The organism is Qipengyuania sp., from assembly GCF_965277845.1.
Lineage (GTDB): Bacteria > Pseudomonadota > Alphaproteobacteria > Sphingomonadales > Sphingomonadaceae > Qipengyuania.
The window spans coordinates 2,501,743-2,517,368 of record NZ_OZ255844.1; the positions used below are offsets into that span (position 1 = coordinate 2,501,743).

18 protein-coding genes are annotated in these 15,626 nt (G+C 63.7%); 10 read left to right on the plus strand and 8 right to left on the minus strand.

Annotation, left to right across the window (positions count from 1 at the left end):
- Window positions 1-33: 33 nt before the first annotated feature.
- The gene (gene miaA / locus ACQY4G_RS12230; protein ID WP_421991244.1) at window positions 34-987 is read right to left on the minus strand and encodes a tRNA (adenosine(37)-N6)-dimethylallyltransferase MiaA; all 954 of its coding nucleotides are present in this window, start codon (window positions 985-987) and stop codon (window positions 34-36) included.
- Here miaA and serB point away from each other — a divergent pair.
- Window positions 980-1,876, plus strand: a complete 897-nt coding sequence (gene serB, locus ACQY4G_RS12235) for a phosphoserine phosphatase SerB (protein WP_421993654.1) — start codon at window positions 980-982, stop codon at window positions 1,874-1,876. The genes miaA and serB overlap by 8 nt on opposite strands.
- A gap of 69 nt (window positions 1,877-1,945) precedes the next feature.
- Complete coding sequence (locus ACQY4G_RS12240; protein WP_421991246.1) at window positions 1,946-2,779, plus strand: Coq4 family protein; 834 nt, start codon at window positions 1,946-1,948, stop codon at window positions 2,777-2,779.
- Window positions 2,780-2,864: 85 nt separating this feature from the next.
- Here ACQY4G_RS12240 and ACQY4G_RS12245 read toward each other — a convergent pair whose 3' ends face one another.
- From ACQY4G_RS12245 to ACQY4G_RS12270, 6 genes are all read right to left on the minus strand, one after another.
- Window positions 2,865-3,536, minus strand: a complete 672-nt coding sequence (locus tag ACQY4G_RS12245; protein WP_421991248.1) for a nitroreductase family protein — start codon at window positions 3,534-3,536, stop codon at window positions 2,865-2,867.
- 39 nt (window positions 3,537-3,575) lie between these two features.
- Window positions 3,576-3,953, minus strand: coding sequence for a hypothetical protein (locus tag ACQY4G_RS12250; RefSeq protein WP_291173924.1), 378 nt, complete (start codon window positions 3,951-3,953; stop codon window positions 3,576-3,578).
- 80 nt (window positions 3,954-4,033) lie between these two features.
- On the minus strand, window positions 4,034-4,951 hold the full coding sequence (locus ACQY4G_RS12255) for a GFA family protein (protein ID WP_421991250.1): 918 nt from the start codon (window positions 4,949-4,951) through the stop codon (window positions 4,034-4,036).
- Window positions 4,948-7,194, minus strand: coding sequence for a phosphoribosylformylglycinamidine synthase subunit PurL (gene purL, locus ACQY4G_RS12260; protein ID WP_421991252.1), 2,247 nt, complete (start codon window positions 7,192-7,194; stop codon window positions 4,948-4,950). The genes ACQY4G_RS12255 and purL overlap by 4 nt, the downstream gene beginning before the upstream one ends.
- Before the next feature lie 10 nt (window positions 7,195-7,204).
- A complete protein-coding gene (locus ACQY4G_RS12265) occupies window positions 7,205-7,885 on the minus strand; it encodes a hypothetical protein (protein ID WP_421991254.1) in 681 nt (226 codons plus the stop codon).
- Between the two features lie 3 nt (window positions 7,886-7,888).
- On the minus strand, window positions 7,889-8,284 hold the full coding sequence (locus tag ACQY4G_RS12270) for a DUF2177 family protein (RefSeq protein ID WP_291173360.1): 396 nt from the start codon (window positions 8,282-8,284) through the stop codon (window positions 7,889-7,891).
- 63 nt (window positions 8,285-8,347) lie between these two features.
- On the opposite strand from ACQY4G_RS12270, the gene ACQY4G_RS12275 reads away from it, so the two are divergent.
- From ACQY4G_RS12275 to queA, 5 genes are all read left to right on the plus strand, one after another.
- Window positions 8,348-8,605: an exodeoxyribonuclease VII small subunit gene (locus tag ACQY4G_RS12275; RefSeq protein WP_291173363.1), complete on the plus strand. Its 258-nt coding sequence runs from the start codon at window positions 8,348-8,350 to the stop codon at window positions 8,603-8,605.
- Window positions 8,606-8,619: 14 nt separating this feature from the next.
- A complete protein-coding gene (locus ACQY4G_RS12280; protein ID WP_067690269.1) occupies window positions 8,620-9,510 on the plus strand; it encodes a polyprenyl synthetase family protein in 891 nt (296 codons plus the stop codon).
- Window positions 9,510-10,019, plus strand: coding sequence for a pantetheine-phosphate adenylyltransferase (coaD, locus tag ACQY4G_RS12285; protein WP_291178065.1), 510 nt, complete (start codon window positions 9,510-9,512; stop codon window positions 10,017-10,019). Before ACQY4G_RS12280 ends, coaD begins: the two co-directional genes overlap by 1 nt.
- An 83-nt stretch (window positions 10,020-10,102) precedes the next feature.
- Window positions 10,103-10,786 carry a peptidylprolyl isomerase gene (locus tag ACQY4G_RS12290; RefSeq protein ID WP_421993656.1) on the plus strand — a complete coding sequence of 228 codons (684 nt, stop codon included), beginning with the start codon at window positions 10,103-10,105 and terminating at the stop codon, window positions 10,784-10,786.
- 41 nt (window positions 10,787-10,827) lie between these two features.
- Complete coding sequence (gene queA, locus ACQY4G_RS12295; RefSeq protein ID WP_421991256.1) at window positions 10,828-11,856, plus strand: tRNA preQ1(34) S-adenosylmethionine ribosyltransferase-isomerase QueA; 1,029 nt, start codon at window positions 10,828-10,830, stop codon at window positions 11,854-11,856.
- Here queA and ACQY4G_RS12300 read toward each other — a convergent pair whose 3' ends face one another.
- Complete coding sequence (locus ACQY4G_RS12300) at window positions 11,857-12,423, minus strand: TetR/AcrR family transcriptional regulator (protein ID WP_067688654.1); 567 nt, start codon at window positions 12,421-12,423, stop codon at window positions 11,857-11,859. It lies immediately after the preceding gene.
- 45 nt (window positions 12,424-12,468) lie between these two features.
- On the opposite strand from ACQY4G_RS12300, the gene ACQY4G_RS12305 reads away from it, so the two are divergent.
- Genes ACQY4G_RS12305 through ACQY4G_RS12315 form a run of 3 tightly spaced genes read left to right on the plus strand, consistent with a single transcriptional unit; the run spans window position 12,469 to window position 15,608 of the window.
- Window positions 12,469-13,899, plus strand: a complete 1,431-nt coding sequence (locus ACQY4G_RS12305; protein WP_421991258.1) for a carotenoid oxygenase family protein — start codon at window positions 12,469-12,471, stop codon at window positions 13,897-13,899.
- A 6-nt stretch (window positions 13,900-13,905) separates the two neighbouring features.
- Window positions 13,906-14,847: an ABC transporter ATP-binding protein gene (locus ACQY4G_RS12310; RefSeq protein WP_421991260.1), complete on the plus strand. Its 942-nt coding sequence runs from the start codon at window positions 13,906-13,908 to the stop codon at window positions 14,845-14,847.
- Window positions 14,844-15,608 (plus strand): ABC transporter permease, encoded by a 765-nt coding sequence (locus tag ACQY4G_RS12315; protein ID WP_291173381.1) that lies wholly within the window; start codon window positions 14,844-14,846, stop codon window positions 15,606-15,608. The genes ACQY4G_RS12310 and ACQY4G_RS12315 overlap by 4 nt, the downstream gene beginning before the upstream one ends.
- The last annotated feature ends 18 nt before the right edge of the window (window positions 15,609-15,626 follow it).

Sequence of the window (15,626 nt, forward strand, 5' to 3'; positions counted from 1 at the left end):
CTGGTTCCCGAATACGCCCGATAGATTGCGCGGTCAACCACCTGAGTGAAACAAAGAAACAAAATAATCGCACTCCACGATAGTTTTGTTATCAGCGCGCGGCCACGCCTCCGGCGGTTGGTTGCGGAACCAGGTATACTGCCGCTTGGCGTACTTGCGCGTGGCAGTTTGGCCAGCAGCGATGGCTTGCGCACGCGATAGATTGCCTTGGAGAAAGCCGCGGATTTCGGGCACACCGATTGCACGCATCACGGGAAGCGAGGGATCGAGACCGCGCGCCTCGATCGCTTCGACTTCCTCGATCGCTCCAGTGTCCATCATGCGTTCGAAGCGCAGGTCACACCGTGCGAACAGCCATTCACGCTCCGGCAGGACGACCAATGGGGCCAGTGTGGTTTCGCGAGCGATCCCTCCGCTTTTTAGCGTCTGCCATTCGACCAGCGTCCTTCCGGTCGAGCGGACAACCTCTAGCGCACGTGTCGTTCTGGACGCATCGGCCGGCGCAAGTTGTTTAGCAGCGGCAGGATCCTCGCTTTCCAGTGCTGCACGGGCCTCTGCCTGATCGAGCGCGCGAACGGCATGGCGAATCTCGGGATCGATCTCGGGCACCGGGGCAATGCCGTCGAGCAGCGTACGTATATAAAGTCCGGTCCCGCCGCACAGGATCGGCACGCCTCCGGTGGCATGAACACCGGCAATTTCGCGCTTGGCGGCTTCCGCCCATTCCGCTGCCGAGCACGCCTCGGCTCCGTCCCAAGTGCCGAACAAGCGGTGCTCGATCCCGCCCATTTCCTCTTCGGTCGGGCGCGCGGACAGGATGCGCAGGTCGCGATAGACTTGCTGGCTGTCCGCATTGATCACCACACCGCGCCGGCCATCGCGCCCGAGCCTCTGTCCGAGCTGGACCGCGAGATCGCTCTTGCCGCTAGCGGTCGGCCCTGCAATGAGCGCGACCGGTTTCAAATCTGGAGACATATTGGTGCTCATCGCCCGGCTGATAGCAGACATGGACGGCGTGGAAACACGGCTCGACGCGGCGATGGAGGCCTGCGCCGCGGTGGACATGCCGGTGGCGATAGCAGGCATGCTCGATTTCTGCGGCGACGTGCTCCAGCTCTCGCTGCCGCAGGGCGATCACGCAGCGTTGACCGCCACCCTCATCGAGCATTTCGGCGATTGCGACCTGCTGGTGGCCGACCATGAGATCGAGATCCCCCGGCTATTTGTCTCGGACATGGATTCGACCATGATAGGGCAGGAATGCATCGACGAGCTCGCCGATTTTGCCGGGATCAAGGACAAGGTTGCAGCAATTACCGAGCGTGCCATGCAGGGCGAGCTCGATTTCGAAAGCGCGCTAAGGGAGCGAGTGGGCCTGCTCGAGGGGCTGGAGGAAGGCGCGATCGACCGCTGTCTGGGCGAACGCATCCGCCCGGTGGCGGGTGCCCGCACGCTCGTCGCGACGTTGCGCAGCAGGGGGTGTCGGACCGTATTGGTGACAGGCGGTTTTCACCACTTCGCCGATCCGGTGGCCGATCAGCTGGGCTTCGAACGCGTCGTAGGCAATCGGCTTGCCGTCACAGGCGGAGCGTTGACAGGGCTGCTCGCCGGCCCGGTCAGCGATGCCTCGACCAAGCTTGCGACGCTGCAGGAGGAACGTGCCCGACTGGGCGAGGGCGCGCGCGTGCTCGCCACAGGTGACGGGGCCAACGACATCCCGATGATGGCGGCGGCGGATTACGGCGTTGCCTATCGGGCCAAGCCCAAGGCGCGCGAGGCCGCGAACGGGCGCATCGCCGGGGAGAGCCTGACGTCGATCCTCAAACTTCTCGGCATTCCGGAAAGCGAATGGACCGACGATGTCGCGAATGCGTGAAACTTGGCGCGCTTGTCCAATCCTGTAGGGTGAGTTTCTGTTAAGGACCTACCCACTATGAACAAGCCCATGACTAGCAGCGCCTTCGACATCGCCGACTTCGAAACCGCTCGCGATGGAACGCCGCTGCGTCATCCGCGCCGCCCCAAGGCGCGCTATCGGCCGGTGACCGCGCTCAAACACTTTCGCGAGCTGTTGAAGGACAAGGAGAACACGGTCGAGGTATTCAAGATCTACGACGCGTTGCCATCCGGCCAGTTCATCCCCCGGGTGCGCGCTCTGACGCTGAGCCCGCATGGCGAGGCGCTCCGTGCTAGCGAGCCCTTCCTTCCTCCGATTCTCGACGATCACGATGCGCTGCGCCAGCTGCCGGAAGGCTCGGTTGCACATGCCTATTGCGACTTTATGGAACGCGAAGGCCTCTCTGCGGCAGGTCTGGTAGAAGAGTCGGAAAAGGCGCAGCGCCCGACTTATGACGATCTCATCCAGTGGTTTGGCTATCGCCAGCGCGACACGCACGATCTCATGCATGTGCTGACCGGCTATGGCCGCGATGCGCTGGGTGAACAATGCGTACTGCTGTTCACCCACGGCCAGAGCCCCAGTCAGGGGCATTTGTTGCTGGGCTATGCCGGGTCGCTGCATCTCAAGAAGCTGGTCAAGAGCAAGGCGCCGGTCATGAAAGCAGTGCGCCAGGCCCATCGGACCGGGCGGGCCTGTCCGCCATTGGTGGAGCTGTCGATCCGCGAATTGCTCGGCAAGGATCTGCAGCAGGCGCGCGCCGAACTGAACATTCCCGAACCGGATCTCTATCGCGAATGCCATCGCGTCTGGCGCGAAGAAGGGATCGATCCCTACGATCTTCTCGCCCCGCGCAAGACGCCTGAGATGGCCGCGGCCTGACGTCAGGGGCGATTTCCCGCATAAGCGGGAATCTCAGGCAAATTCGAGCCGCATGAACCTCTGACGTCCCCGCCAGTCCCGCATTTCAGAGCCAGCTGGCGATCTGTTCCAGCGGCTTCTTCTTCAGCGCATGGGCAGGCACGGTCGCTCCCTCTGCGGGATGGCCGACCACAACAACCATCAGGGGTTTTTCATGATCGGGGCGCCCGCACAGCTCGCGTAGGAATCCCATGGGGGAGGGCGTGTGGGTCAAAGTGGCGAGCCCCGCCTCGTGCAGCGTTGCGATCAACATGCCGCAGGCGATGCCGACGCTTTCGTTGACGTAGTAGTTCTGCGTCTTGCCGTCTTCCTCGATGCCGCCTTTGCGCTGGGCGAACACGACGATCAGCCAGGGTGCGGTTTCGAGGAAGGGCTTGTCCTCGTCGGTCCCAAGCGGCGCCAGCGCTTCGAGCCATTCCTCGCTGGCCTTGCCGGCGTAGAAATTGCGCTCCTCTTCCTCCGCCGCCTCGCGCAGGGCGCGTTTTTTTCCGGGCGATGACACCACTGCGAAATGCCAGGGCTGGTGGTTGGCGCCGTTGGGCGCCGTTCCCGCCGCCTCGATCGCTGCCTCGATCACCGCGCGGGGGACCGGTTCGTCCGAGAAATAGCGGCAGGTACGCCGCTGCTTAAGCCTGTCGCGCAAGGCTTGGGCCCGGGCGATGCTTTCCTCGTCCGGGATCCGGGGGAGCGAATAGGGAACGGTTTCATGATCGCGCATGACACCGTTCCTACCGCATGATTGCGAGTGTCTCGACCCCTAGCTCGATGCGGTCAGGTGGGTATCCCCGGTTCGCGCATTGTAGAACAGTTCGAAATGCCAGTCCTCGCACAGGTCGAGTCCATCCCAGATCGCATCCGAACCGTCGCTGTAGACGACCTTGAGGTCCCAGTCGCAGGTATTCTCGGCGCGGCGGAAATCGACCTCGAACTGCTGCCCATCCTCGAGCACGTCCCATTCGAGCACATCTTCTTCCCAGCTGTCCGACGTTGCGGGCGAGATGTAGATTTGCGCGATCGTATAGCCGGTCGAATTCACCAGCATGATCTTCTCGTACATCTGCGCGAGCGCCCCCGTGGCGCCCGTAAATGCCAGCGCGGCCCCTGCACAAAGTCCCAGCCATGTCCGATTGCTCATGTCGCCGTCTCCCCTTCTGGCGAGCGCGACCCTGAGACCTCTCTAGGGCGGAACCGGCCGATCTGGAAAGGAGAATCGGTTCAGCGTAGCTCCTTGCGGATGACCAGCTTGAGTCCCGACCAAACTTCGTCGACTGCGCAGACCTTGGTATCGACCAGCCCCATCGGCAGAGCGACATCGCGAATGGTGTCCTCGGTAATGTCGGTCGGGACCTTGGATGCCCGCTTGGGCCAGCTCACCCAGACGTGCCCATCGCGTGCCATATGCTCCTTCAGGACGGCCAGCTTGGCCGCCAGATATGCGCGTTCGGTGACAAACAGATGCGCAGCGTCGGGGCCTTCTTCCGGGCCGCCGACAAAGGTCAGTTCGAGCGCATATTCGCCGATCTCGTCCTGCACACTTTCGGGCATGCCGTCGAACCATACACGCTGGCCGTCGCGCAGGCTGAGCTTCTTGGCGAGCGGTGTTCCGGAATATCCAGCGGTCATGCCAGGCCTCTTGGACCCTTCGCCGGATCTGGTCGACTCCATTCCATCAGACGAACCCCATGAAGACAGAGGGTGCCCACCATCCGTCGACCACACATTCGGCAAAGTGACCGGCATCCAGTTGCGAGCACGGCGCGCGAGACGATCGCCCGTACCCTCGCCGTCGAAATCGCTCAGAGCATCGGGTTCCTGCCACCCGCCTGGCCTTTCGAAGCAATTGAGATTGACGATCCCATATGCCGCATCCTCGACCTTACAGATTGCTGCGACGATCACGCCGCATTGGGCGCAGAGCAGGAAATCCGCCGTTTTTGTGCCGAACCGATAGCGCGTCGGTTCGGCTGTGAAGGACAGCGTCAGGCGCCCATGCGAATCTGCGAACCATTTTGCGGGATGCTTGCGGCAGAAACCGCAACCGCACATGCGCGGCGTGATGGCACCCACGCTCGAGGGCGTTTCAAGCTTCACTGCGATCGTGCCGCAATGACAGCCGCCCTCGAGGGTCGTCACGCCTCCATCCACTCGCTGAAGAAGCTGCGGTGGGCGGTGCGCATTTCGTCGATCGACTTATCGAGCAGCGTAGTGCCGCCGGTCTTGCCGATGCGGCGGAAGCCGATCGAGGCGGTCTCGTCGTTCTCCGTGCCCTTGGCGAGCGCCTCGTTGAGCGCCTGCGTATCGGGGACGGTCACGACATAGCGGCCCTGGTCTTCACCAAACCACCATGCGGCCTTGGTATATTCCTCGTTCCACTCGACGTCTGCGCCGATGCCGCCGGCCATGGCCATCTCGGCAAGCGCGATGGCGAGACCGCCATCCGATACGTCGTGAACCGCGCTGACCAGGCCGTCGGCGATGAGCTGCAGAATGATCCTGCCTGCGCTCTTCTCGACCGTGAGATCGGTGGGTGGGGTTCGCCCTTCGTCGCGGCCGTGAATTTCGCTGAGCCACAGCGACTTGCCGAGATGCGAACGCTCGGGATCGGCGGTGGCCCATTCTTCGGCATGGATGAGGTAGATCGCCTCGCCCTCGGCTTTGAACGGCATGGTCATCATGCGGTCGTAATCGTCGATCAGGCCCACACCGCCGATGGCCGGGGTGGGCAGGATCGCCGAACCGCCACCGGTCGCCTTGCTCTCGTTATAGAGGCTGACATTGCCGCTCACGATCGGGAAGTCGAGCACGCGGCAGGCGCGGCCCATGCCTTCGAGAGCATGAACGAACTGCGCCATGATTTCCGGGCGCTGCGGATTGGCGAAATTGAGGCAGTTGGTCACCGCCAGCGGGCGCGCGCCCACTGCGCATAGGTTGCGGTATGTCTCGGCAATCGCCTGCTTGCCGCCCTCATAGGGATCGGCATGGACATAGCGCGGGGTGCAGTCGGTGCTGATCGCCAGCGCCTTCTTGGTGCCGTGGACGCGGACCACGCCCGCATCGCCGCCGGTCTGCAGCGTGTCCGCGCCGACCTGGCTGTCGTACTGCTCGCTAATCCACTTGCGCGAGGACAGATTGGGCGAGGCCAGAAGCTTCATCATGTCGCCGCCGACATCGTCCGTGTCCGGGCGCTCGGTCATCGGCTTGATGCCCGCCCAGGCGGTGTAGTCTTCCTTCGAGAGGTAGGGGCGGTCGTATTCGGGCGCATCGGCCGCGAGCGGGCCGAGCGGGATATCGCACACGACCTCGCCGCCGAATTCGAGCACCATGTGCTGCGTGTCTGTCACTTCGCCGATGACGGCGAAATCGAGTTCCCATTTCTCGAAGATGGCCGCGGCCATTTCTTCCTTGCCGGGCTTCAGCACCATGAGCATGCGCTCCTGGCTTTCCGAAAGCATCATCTCGTAAGGCGTCATGCCCTCTTCGCGGCACGGCACCTTGTCCATGTCGAGCCGGATGCCTGCCTTGCCGTTGGTTGCCATTTCAACCGAGGACGAAGTCAGCCCCGCCGCGCCCATATCCTGGATGGCGACGATCGCATCGGTCGCCATGAGTTCGAGGCAGGCTTCGATCAGCAGCTTCTCGGTGAAAGGGTCGCCCACCTGCACCGTGGGACGTTTGGCGTCGGCGTCTTCCTCGAAATCGGCAGACGCCATGGTCGCGCCGTGGATACCGTCGCGGCCGGTCTTCGAACCGACATAGACGATCGGGTTTCCGACCCCGGTCGCAGCCGAGTAGAAGATCTTGTCCGCATCGGCGACGCCAACGGTCATCGCATTGACGAGGATGTTGCCATCATAGGCGGGGTGGAAATTGGTCTCGCCCGCCACGGTCGGCACGCCGACGCAATTGCCATATCCGCCGATGCCCGAAACCACGCCTTTGACCAGATGCTGCATCTTGGGGTGCTCCGGCCGCCCGAAGCGCAGCGCGTTGGCGTTGGCGACCGGTCGCGCCCCCATGGTGAAGACGTCGCGCAGGATACCGCCGACGCCCGTTGCCGCGCCCTGGTAGGGCTCGATGTAGCTCGGGTGGTTGTGGCTCTCCATCTTGAAGATGGCGGCCTGCCCGTCGCCGATGTCGATCACGCCGGCATTCTCGCCCGGACCGCAGATCACCCACGGCGCCTCGGTCGGCAGCTTTTTCAGGTGGAGGCGCGAGCTCTTGTAGCTGCAATGCTCGGACCACATGACCGAGAAGATGCCCAGCTCGACCAGATTGGGCTCGCGGCCCAGCGCGTGCAGGACGCGTTCGTATTCCTCGGGGCTGAGGCCGTGCTGTGCGACGACCTCGGGGGTGATTGCGGATTCGACGGTTGCCATGCGCGCGCGCTTAGCGCTGCACGCTCGACACCGCCAGTCCCACCTTGTTTTTATGCCACCGCGTCGAATGCACCCAGAAGGCAAGTGCGGTCAGAAAGGCGAAGGCCAGCATGCCGACGAAGTACAGGCCGAATCCCGACCGCACGGGTTGTGGGCCGAACCAGTCGATCGCCTGGAAGAGCAGCATCGCCGCGAGCAGGATCAGCGGCGGGATCAGCGGGCCCTTGGTGCGGCTGATGTAGAACCAGTAAGCCAGCAGGACGATGCCGATCTCCAGCGGTATTGCGATCGAAGGCAGGTTCCACAGGCCGAGACCGTAGCGCGCTTCGCCGCCCGCGATGGTAAGGTCCGGCCGATGGGTCAACAGGTCGAGCAGCCAGTGGCTGAGCACCACGATCCCGCCCCAGGTCGCCGCGACGACATTACGTGAGATGAACCACACGACCGCGGCGAATGCCAGTGCCCAGCATGCGGTGCCGAGCAGGCTGTGCGTATAGGGCATGTGGTACAGGTCGAACGCATTCATTTCGGTAATACCGGGGACGACGCGCATCTTTTCGATCCCGATGATCGCCAGCGCGAAGAACGCCCAGTCGACGAGTTGTGCTCCAATGAACAAAACCCCGAGCCGTGGCGCTTCGTCGGTGACTCCGCGGGCCAGAAGGGCAGGGGCGAAGTGGCCGATGAACATCGGCTATGCGAACCTCTCGGCGGCATACGTCGCCGCGCTCGCCGCTACGGCAGTGGCGAAGGCGCCCCAGGCGATGTCGGTAATCGTGACCGTGGTCGACCAGGTCCGCAAAGTCGCCTGGTTGGTGAGGTCGTACGTCGCATAGCAGATCGCGCCGAGCAGCGCCCCATTGAGCGCGGCGGTACCAAGGCCGTTTGCAAGGCCGGGGCGCACGGCGAACCAGACTATGGCGGCGATATAGGCGGCGTAGAAGACCAGCGCGGGAGCCATGCGAAAACTCTCGGCCAGCATATCGCCTAGCCTGGGCCGGTAGAAATTGGGTCCCGCCCAGCTCAGCCAGACCGCATCGAGTGCCCCGAAAACCAGTGCAGCGGCGATCGCTGCGACAATCCACGTCATAATCGCGTCCCCCTCTGGGGCTTACTTGACCGCACGCAGGCGGGCCGTCAATGCTGGCCCGCGATGGCAGAGGAACAGTCACAAATTTCCGACCTGAGTTTCGAGCAGGCGTTACGCGAACTCGAAAGCGTCGTCCGGCGGCTCGAAAGCGGCGACGTCCCGCTCGATGAAAGCATCGACCTTTACGAACGCGGTGAACAGCTGCGCAAGGCATGCCAGGCGCGGCTCGATACCGCGCAGGCGCGGATCGAGAAGATCGTTGCTGGGGCCGATGGCAAGCCGGCGCGCACCGAGCCCTTCGATGCGGACGGCAACGCGTGACCGTCGTGGCGGCTATGCCCGACTTGCTTGGCGAGGCCTTCGAACGGATTCAGGGCGAGATCGACAGCGCATTCGACGCTTTCCTCCCGGTGCCGCAGGATACCAGGGCCAGGTTGGTAGAAGCCATGCGCTACGCGGCAATCGGTGGCGGCAAGCGCGTGCGTCCGCTGCTGCTGGCGGCGACTGCCGATCTGTTCGGCGTCAATCGCGATGCCGCGATCAATGCGGGCTGCGCGGTAGAGGCGATCCATGCCTATTCGTTGATCCATGACGATCTGCCTTGCATGGACGACGACGAGCTGCGGCATGGCAAGCCCACGCTCCACAAGGCCTTCGACGAGGCGACCGCGGTCCTGGCGGGCGATTGCCTGCATGCGCTGGCCTTCGACATCCTGACCCAGCCCGATACCAGCACCGACCCCTTCGTGCGCGCCGAACTCGTTGCGACCCTCGCGCGCGCCAGCGGTCATGACGGCATGGCCGGCGGTCAGATGATGGACATCGTGTCCGAAGAACAGCACTATGACCTGCGCCAGATCACACGCCTGCAGCAACTCAAGACCGGTGCGCTCTTGGCGGCAAGTGTCGAAATGGGCGCAGTGCTCGGACGCGTGCCCCCCGAAGGGCGTACGCATCTGCGCGCCTATGCCCGCGACATCGGCCTTGCCTTTCAGATTGCCGACGATCTGCTCGATGTGGAAGGCGATGAAGAGAAGGCCGGCAAGGCGCTGCGCAAGGACGAGGGGCAGGGCAAGCAGACATTCGTCACGCTCATGGGGGTCGAGCAGGCCCGCTCGCAGGCAACCATGCTGGTTGAGCAGGCGGGACGGCACCTGGCCGGACATGGTGAAGACGCGCGCCTGCTTGTCGATCTCGCGCATTTCATCGTGAAGAGGGATCATTGATGGCCAAGCGCATCGGAATCTATCCGGGTACGTTCGACCCCATAACGCTCGGCCATATGGATATTATCGAGCGCGGTGCGAAGCTCGTCGACGAGCTGATCATCGGCGTTACCACAAATATCGCGAAATCACCCATGTTCGACGATGACGAACGCATCGCGATGGTCGAGCGCGAGGTCGCCGGCGTAGCCTCTGACAGCATACGCGTGGTCGGCTTCAATTCGCTGCTGATGGATTTCGCCGAGCGCATGAACGCCGGGATCGTCATCCGCGGCATCCGCGGCGTGACCGATTTCGAGTACGAATATCAGCTGACCGGCATGAACCGGCAGCTCAACGACCAGATCGAGACCGTGTTTCTCATGGCCGATGTCGAACTCCAGCCCATCGCCAGCCGCCTGGTCAAGGAAATCGCCCTCTATGGCGGGCCGATCGAGAAATTCGTGACGCCCGCGGTGCGCGCCGATGTCGAAGCGCGGGTCGAGAAAATCGGTCGGCGCGGGGGCTGAGAGCCACGCCTAACCTATTCATTGAACGGACAGTCACGCCTCGCTAGAGGGTCCGCAATCCAGGACATTGCTACGGAATGACGATGCTCAAGACTTCGCTTGCCCTTGCTGCCGCGCTTACGTTTGCCGCGACGCCCTTCGCCGCCCAGGCGCAGGATGAGACCGCGACCGCCGAGGCTGCCGCCGACACCCGCGTGTTCACGCCGGTCAATTTCAATGTGAACGAAGATCTCGAGAACATTCTACTGCTCGATCTGTCGAATGGCGAACGGGTGGCGATCCGGCTGAAACCCGATTGGGCGCCCAACCATGTCGAGCGGATCAAGACGCTCACCCGCCAGGGTTTTTACGACGGCGTGATCTTCCACCGCGTCATCGATGGGTTCATGGCGCAGACCGGCGACCCGACGGGTACCGGAACCGGCGGGTCCGAGCTGCCGGACATCGCGGAGGAATTTCACCGCATGCCGCATGTCCGCGGTACGGTGTCGATGGCCCGTGCGGCCAGCCCCGACAGTGCGAACAGCCAGTTCTTCATCGTCTTCTACCCCCGCTTCAACCTCGACAATACCTATACCAATTTCGGGCGGGTGATTTCGAACATGGCGGCGGTGGACGCGATCCAGCGCGGCGAGCCACCTGCAAATCCGACGCGTATCGTTCAGGCTTCGATCGCGGCGGACAACAAGCCGGTGCCGGTCAATACCGCACCGCGCGTGGCCGACGAGATCAGCGTCGACGATCTGAACGCACCGATCCAGGAATAGCAATTGCGCCTTTCGGGCCGCGTCCCTAAGCGGCGCTGGCCATGAAAGTCGACCTTTTCGATTTCGAACTTCCGTCCGAGCGCATCGCGCTGCGTCCGGCGCGCCCGCGCGATGCCGCGCGCATGCTGGTGGTGCGGGGCGAGGGCCCGTTCGAGGATTGTGGCGTGCGCGACCTGCCGCAACTGCTGCGCGCCGACGATGTGCTGGTCTTCAACGACACGCGCGTCATTCCCGCGCAGCTCGAGGGGCGCCGGGGCGAGGCGAAGATCGGCGCGACATTGCACAAGCGGATCGACCTGCGGCGCTGGCAGGCCTTCGTGCGCAATGCCAAGCGCCTGCGGATCGGCGACGTCGCGGAATTCGGCGGGGGAGTAACGGCGATTGCCGAAGAACGGCTCGCCGATGGCAGCTTCGTGCTCTTCTTCGAAGGCGACGAGCCGGTCGAGGTGCTGCTCGAACGCGCGGGGCGGATGCCGCTGCCGCCCTATATCGCAGGCAAGCGCGCGACCGACGAGCGGGATCGCGAGGACTACCAGACCATGTTCGCGCAGGAAGACGGTGCGGTCGCCGCGCCGACCGCTGCCCTGCATTTCACGCCTGCACTGATCGCTGCGCTCGATGCGGCGGGGATCGCGCGCGAAACGCTGACGTTGCATGTGGGCGCGGGAACCTTCCTTCCGGTCAAGGCCGAGGATACCGACGATCATGCGATGCATGCCGAATGGGGCCGGATGGAGCCCGATGTCGCCGACCGCCTCAATGCCGCGCGCCAGGCCGGGGGCAGGGTGATCGCGGTCGGCACGACCAGTCTGCGCCTGCTCGAGAGCGCGACGGGCGAAGATGGCGTTATCCGGCCCTTTGCGGGCGACACCGATATCTTCATCACGCCCGGCTATTCATTCCGCGCGGTCGACGGGTTGATGACCAATTTCCACCTGCCCAAATCAACTCTGATGATGTTGGTCAGCGCCTTGATGACCCGCGAACGGATGATGGCCGCTTACGACCACGCCATCGCCGGCGAGTATCGCTTTTACAGCTACGGCGATTCCTCGCTGCTGCTGCCCTGATCAGGGAAACACGCTCTTGGTATCGAGCATCCGCTCGATCAGCGCATCGTCCGCCGGGATCCGCCCGTCGAGCATGAGCATGGCGATGCCATGCGCGATCGACCATGCCTGGAGGGCGAGAAGCTCCGCGCGTTCGGGATCGCTTGCCAGCGCCTGCGTATTGGCGGTCAGCAGCGCGCGCGCCTCGTCGGGCGCTTCGCCATCGCCGACCGGATGGCCCTGCGTGAACATCAGGCGGAAAAGCGCGGGATGGGCGAGCGCGAAGCGCACGTAGGTACGGCCCGTCGCGGCAAATCCCGCAGCGCCGCCCCCTGCCTCCTTCGCGGCGACCGCCTGCTCGTTGCCGAGCAGCTTCAGTCCCTCTCTCGCCAGCGCCTTGTCGAGCGCGTGCTTGTCGGGAAAGTGGCGATAGACGGCCGTCGGCGAAACACCCACTGCGCGCGCCAGTTCGCGCAACGAGGGGGCTTTGCCCCCGGGCCCTTCGAGCGCTTGCAGCCCAGCGGCCAGCAGCGCGTCGCGCAGGTTCCCGTGATGGTAGGCGGCAGGCGATGTTGACACTGTTACCATGACCTCTATGTTTACAGTGTTTACTTTAACCGGAGCGAGTCGGTCATGGCAAGCGTCATCGAGAAAACCATCCGCAAGGCAGTCACCCCCGCGATCCAGGCTGTGTCGACGATCAATCGGGCGCGGCTGCCCGGCGCGGACACCAATCCTTTCCTGCGCGGTGTCCATACGCCGCTTGCCGAGGAATTCACGCTTGATGATCTCGAAGTGACCGGCACCATCCCGCCGGAGCTCGACGGTCGCTATGTCCGGATCGGACCCAATCCTTACGGCAATGGCGCCAAGGGGCACCACTGGTTCATCGGTGACGGGATGGTCCACGGCGTGCGGCTGAAGAACGGCCGGGCCGAGTGGTACCGCAACCGGTTCATCCGCTCGCGCGAACTCGAAGGCAAGGGCGGCCCGCCCGCGGTCGGCGGTCCGCGTCGCGGCTTTGGCGATACGGTCAATACCAACGTGCTCGACATCGGCGGGAAGATCATGGCTCTGGTCGAAGCGAGCAGCTTTCCGGTCGAGCTCGATGGCAATCTCGAATCGGTCGCCTATTCCGACTTCGGCGGCGGGCTGACCGGCTCCTTCACGGCGCATCCGCACCAATGCCCCGCGACCGGCGAATTCCACGCGATCTGCTACGAGGCGACCTCGCAGGACACGATCCGCCATGTTGTCATGGCCGCCGACGGCACGGTCCTGCGCGAAACCGACATCGCGGTGCGCAACGGCCCCTCGATCCACGATTGCGCCCTGACCGAGAACTATGTGGTGATCCTCGACCTGCCGGTGACATTTTCGGTCTCGGCGCTGCTGGCCGGCTACAAGTTCCCCTATCGCTGGAACCGCGAGCACGCGGCCCGCGTCGGCCTGCTGCCGCGTGGCGGGTCGAGCGAGGACATCGTCTGGCATGCCGTCGATCCGGCCTATGTCTTCCATGTCGGCAACAGCTTCGAAGATGCAAACGGCCGCGTGGTGATCGACCTGTGCGCCTACGAGACCATTTTCGATGGCGACATGCCGGGGCCATATGGAAAGTCGCTCGGGCTGGAACGCTGGACACTCGACGGAAAGGGCGGAAAGGTCGAGCGCAAGACGATCGATCCTTCGGGCCAGGAGTTTCCTCGCCCGGACGAACGCTTATTCACGCGCGCTTATCGCTATCTCTGGGTGACCGGCCTGCCAGAGGATGGCGACCTTGAATTCGTCGCGCCCATGCCGCTTTACCGCCACGACCTCGAAACGGGAAAGCGCGTGCAGCGCGATTTCGGCGAGGGGCGCATTCCCGGCGAGTTCGTGTTCGTGCCGCGCAGCCCGGATGCGCCCGAAGGCGATGGGTGGGTGATGGGCTACGTCATCGACCGCAATCAAGGCACCAGCGCGCTCGAAATCCTCGATGCGACCAGCCTCGAACTGATTGCGGCGATCCATATCCCGCATGTGATTCCACCGGGGTTCCACGGCAACTGGATCGCCGCTAGCTAGGAGCGCGTGGATTCGATTCTCGAACTTTCCGGCCTGTCGAAGGTCTATCCCGGCGGGCTGAAAGCGCTCGACGACGTCGATCTAACCATTCGCAAGGGGGAAATCTTCGCGCTGCTCGGGCCCAATGGCGCGGGCAAGACCACGCTGATCGGCGCGGTCTGCGGGCTGGTACGACCGACCTCGGGCACGATCCGCGCCTTCGGCCACGACATGGCGCGCGACTGGCGCAAGGCGCGAAGCCGGATCGGCCTCGTCCCGCAGGAACTCAGCACGGACATGTTCGAGCCTGTCCACCGCGCGGTGAGCTATTCGCGCGGGCTGTTCGGGCTGGCACCGGACCGGGGGCGGATCGAGGAGATCCTGCGATCCCTGAGCCTGTGGGACAAGCGCGACGAACGGATCATGGCGCTGTCCGGCGGGATGAAGCGCCGCGTGCTGATCGCCAAGGCACTCGCGCATGAACCCGACCTGCTCTTTCTCGACGAGCCCACCGCGGGCGTCGACGTCGAACTGCGCAAGGGCATGTGGGCGATCATCGACGAAATGCGCGAACGCGGCGTCACGATCATTCTGACAACGCACTACATCGAAGAAGCCGAAATGATGGCCGACCGCGTCGGGATCATCAATCGCGGCAAGCTGCTGATGGTGGACGAGAAAGAAGCCATGATGAAGCGGCTCGGCCGGACCGAGGCGCATATCACGCTGGCCAAGCCGCTGGCGGTGCTGCCACCCGAAATCGCGCGCTTTCCCGTCGAACTGGAACAGGGCGGCTCCTCGCTGTGCTATCGGGGCGGCGATGGTACCGGACTGGGCAAGTCGGAGGTTGCGGATCTGACCAAGGCACTGATCGCCGCCGGGATCGATTACACCGGCATCGACACGCGCGAGAGCAGCCTCGAAGAGATCTTCGTGTCGCTGCTGGGCGAGGGGGAGGGCGCGGCATGATCTCCTGGCGTTCGACCTGGTCGATCTACACGCGCGAACTCATGCGTTTCCTGCGTACCGCCTTTCAGTCGGTACTCGCGCCGGTGCTCACGACGTCGCTCTATTTCATCGTCTTCGGTGCGGCGATCGGAAATCGCATGCCCGACCTCGGCGGAGTGGAGTACGGCGCTTTCATCATCCCCGGCCTGCTGATGCTCACCCTGCTGGGCGAGACCACCAGCAATTCGAGCTTCGGGATTTACATGCCCCGTTTCACGGGCACGATTTACGAATTGCTCAGCGCCCCGGTCGGCGTGGCGGAAACGCTGATCGGCTTCGTCGGTGCGGCGATGACCAAGAGCCTGATCCTCGCCACGATCATCCTGCTGACCGCGCGCCTGTTCGTCGATTATTCGATCGCGCATCCGGTGCTGGCGGTATTCTACATCATGCTCGTCGCGGCGGCCTTTAGCCTGTTCGGCTTCATCCTCGGCATCTGGGCCGACAATTTCGAGAAACTGGGCATCATTCCGATGCTGTTCCTGACACCGCTCACCTTTCTGGGCGGGACCTTCTACTCGATCGACATGCTGCCCGAGCCGTGGGACACGATCGCTCTGGCCAATCCGATCGTCTATCTGGTCAGCGGACTTCGCTGGACCTTCTATGGCAGCAGCGATGTCGATATCTGGCTTAGCTTCGGCATCACGTTGGGCTTCCTGGCCTTCTGCGTCGGCGTGATCGGCTATATCTTCAAGACCGGGTGGCGCCTGCGCGCGTAAGGCTTGCATTCGATTGCG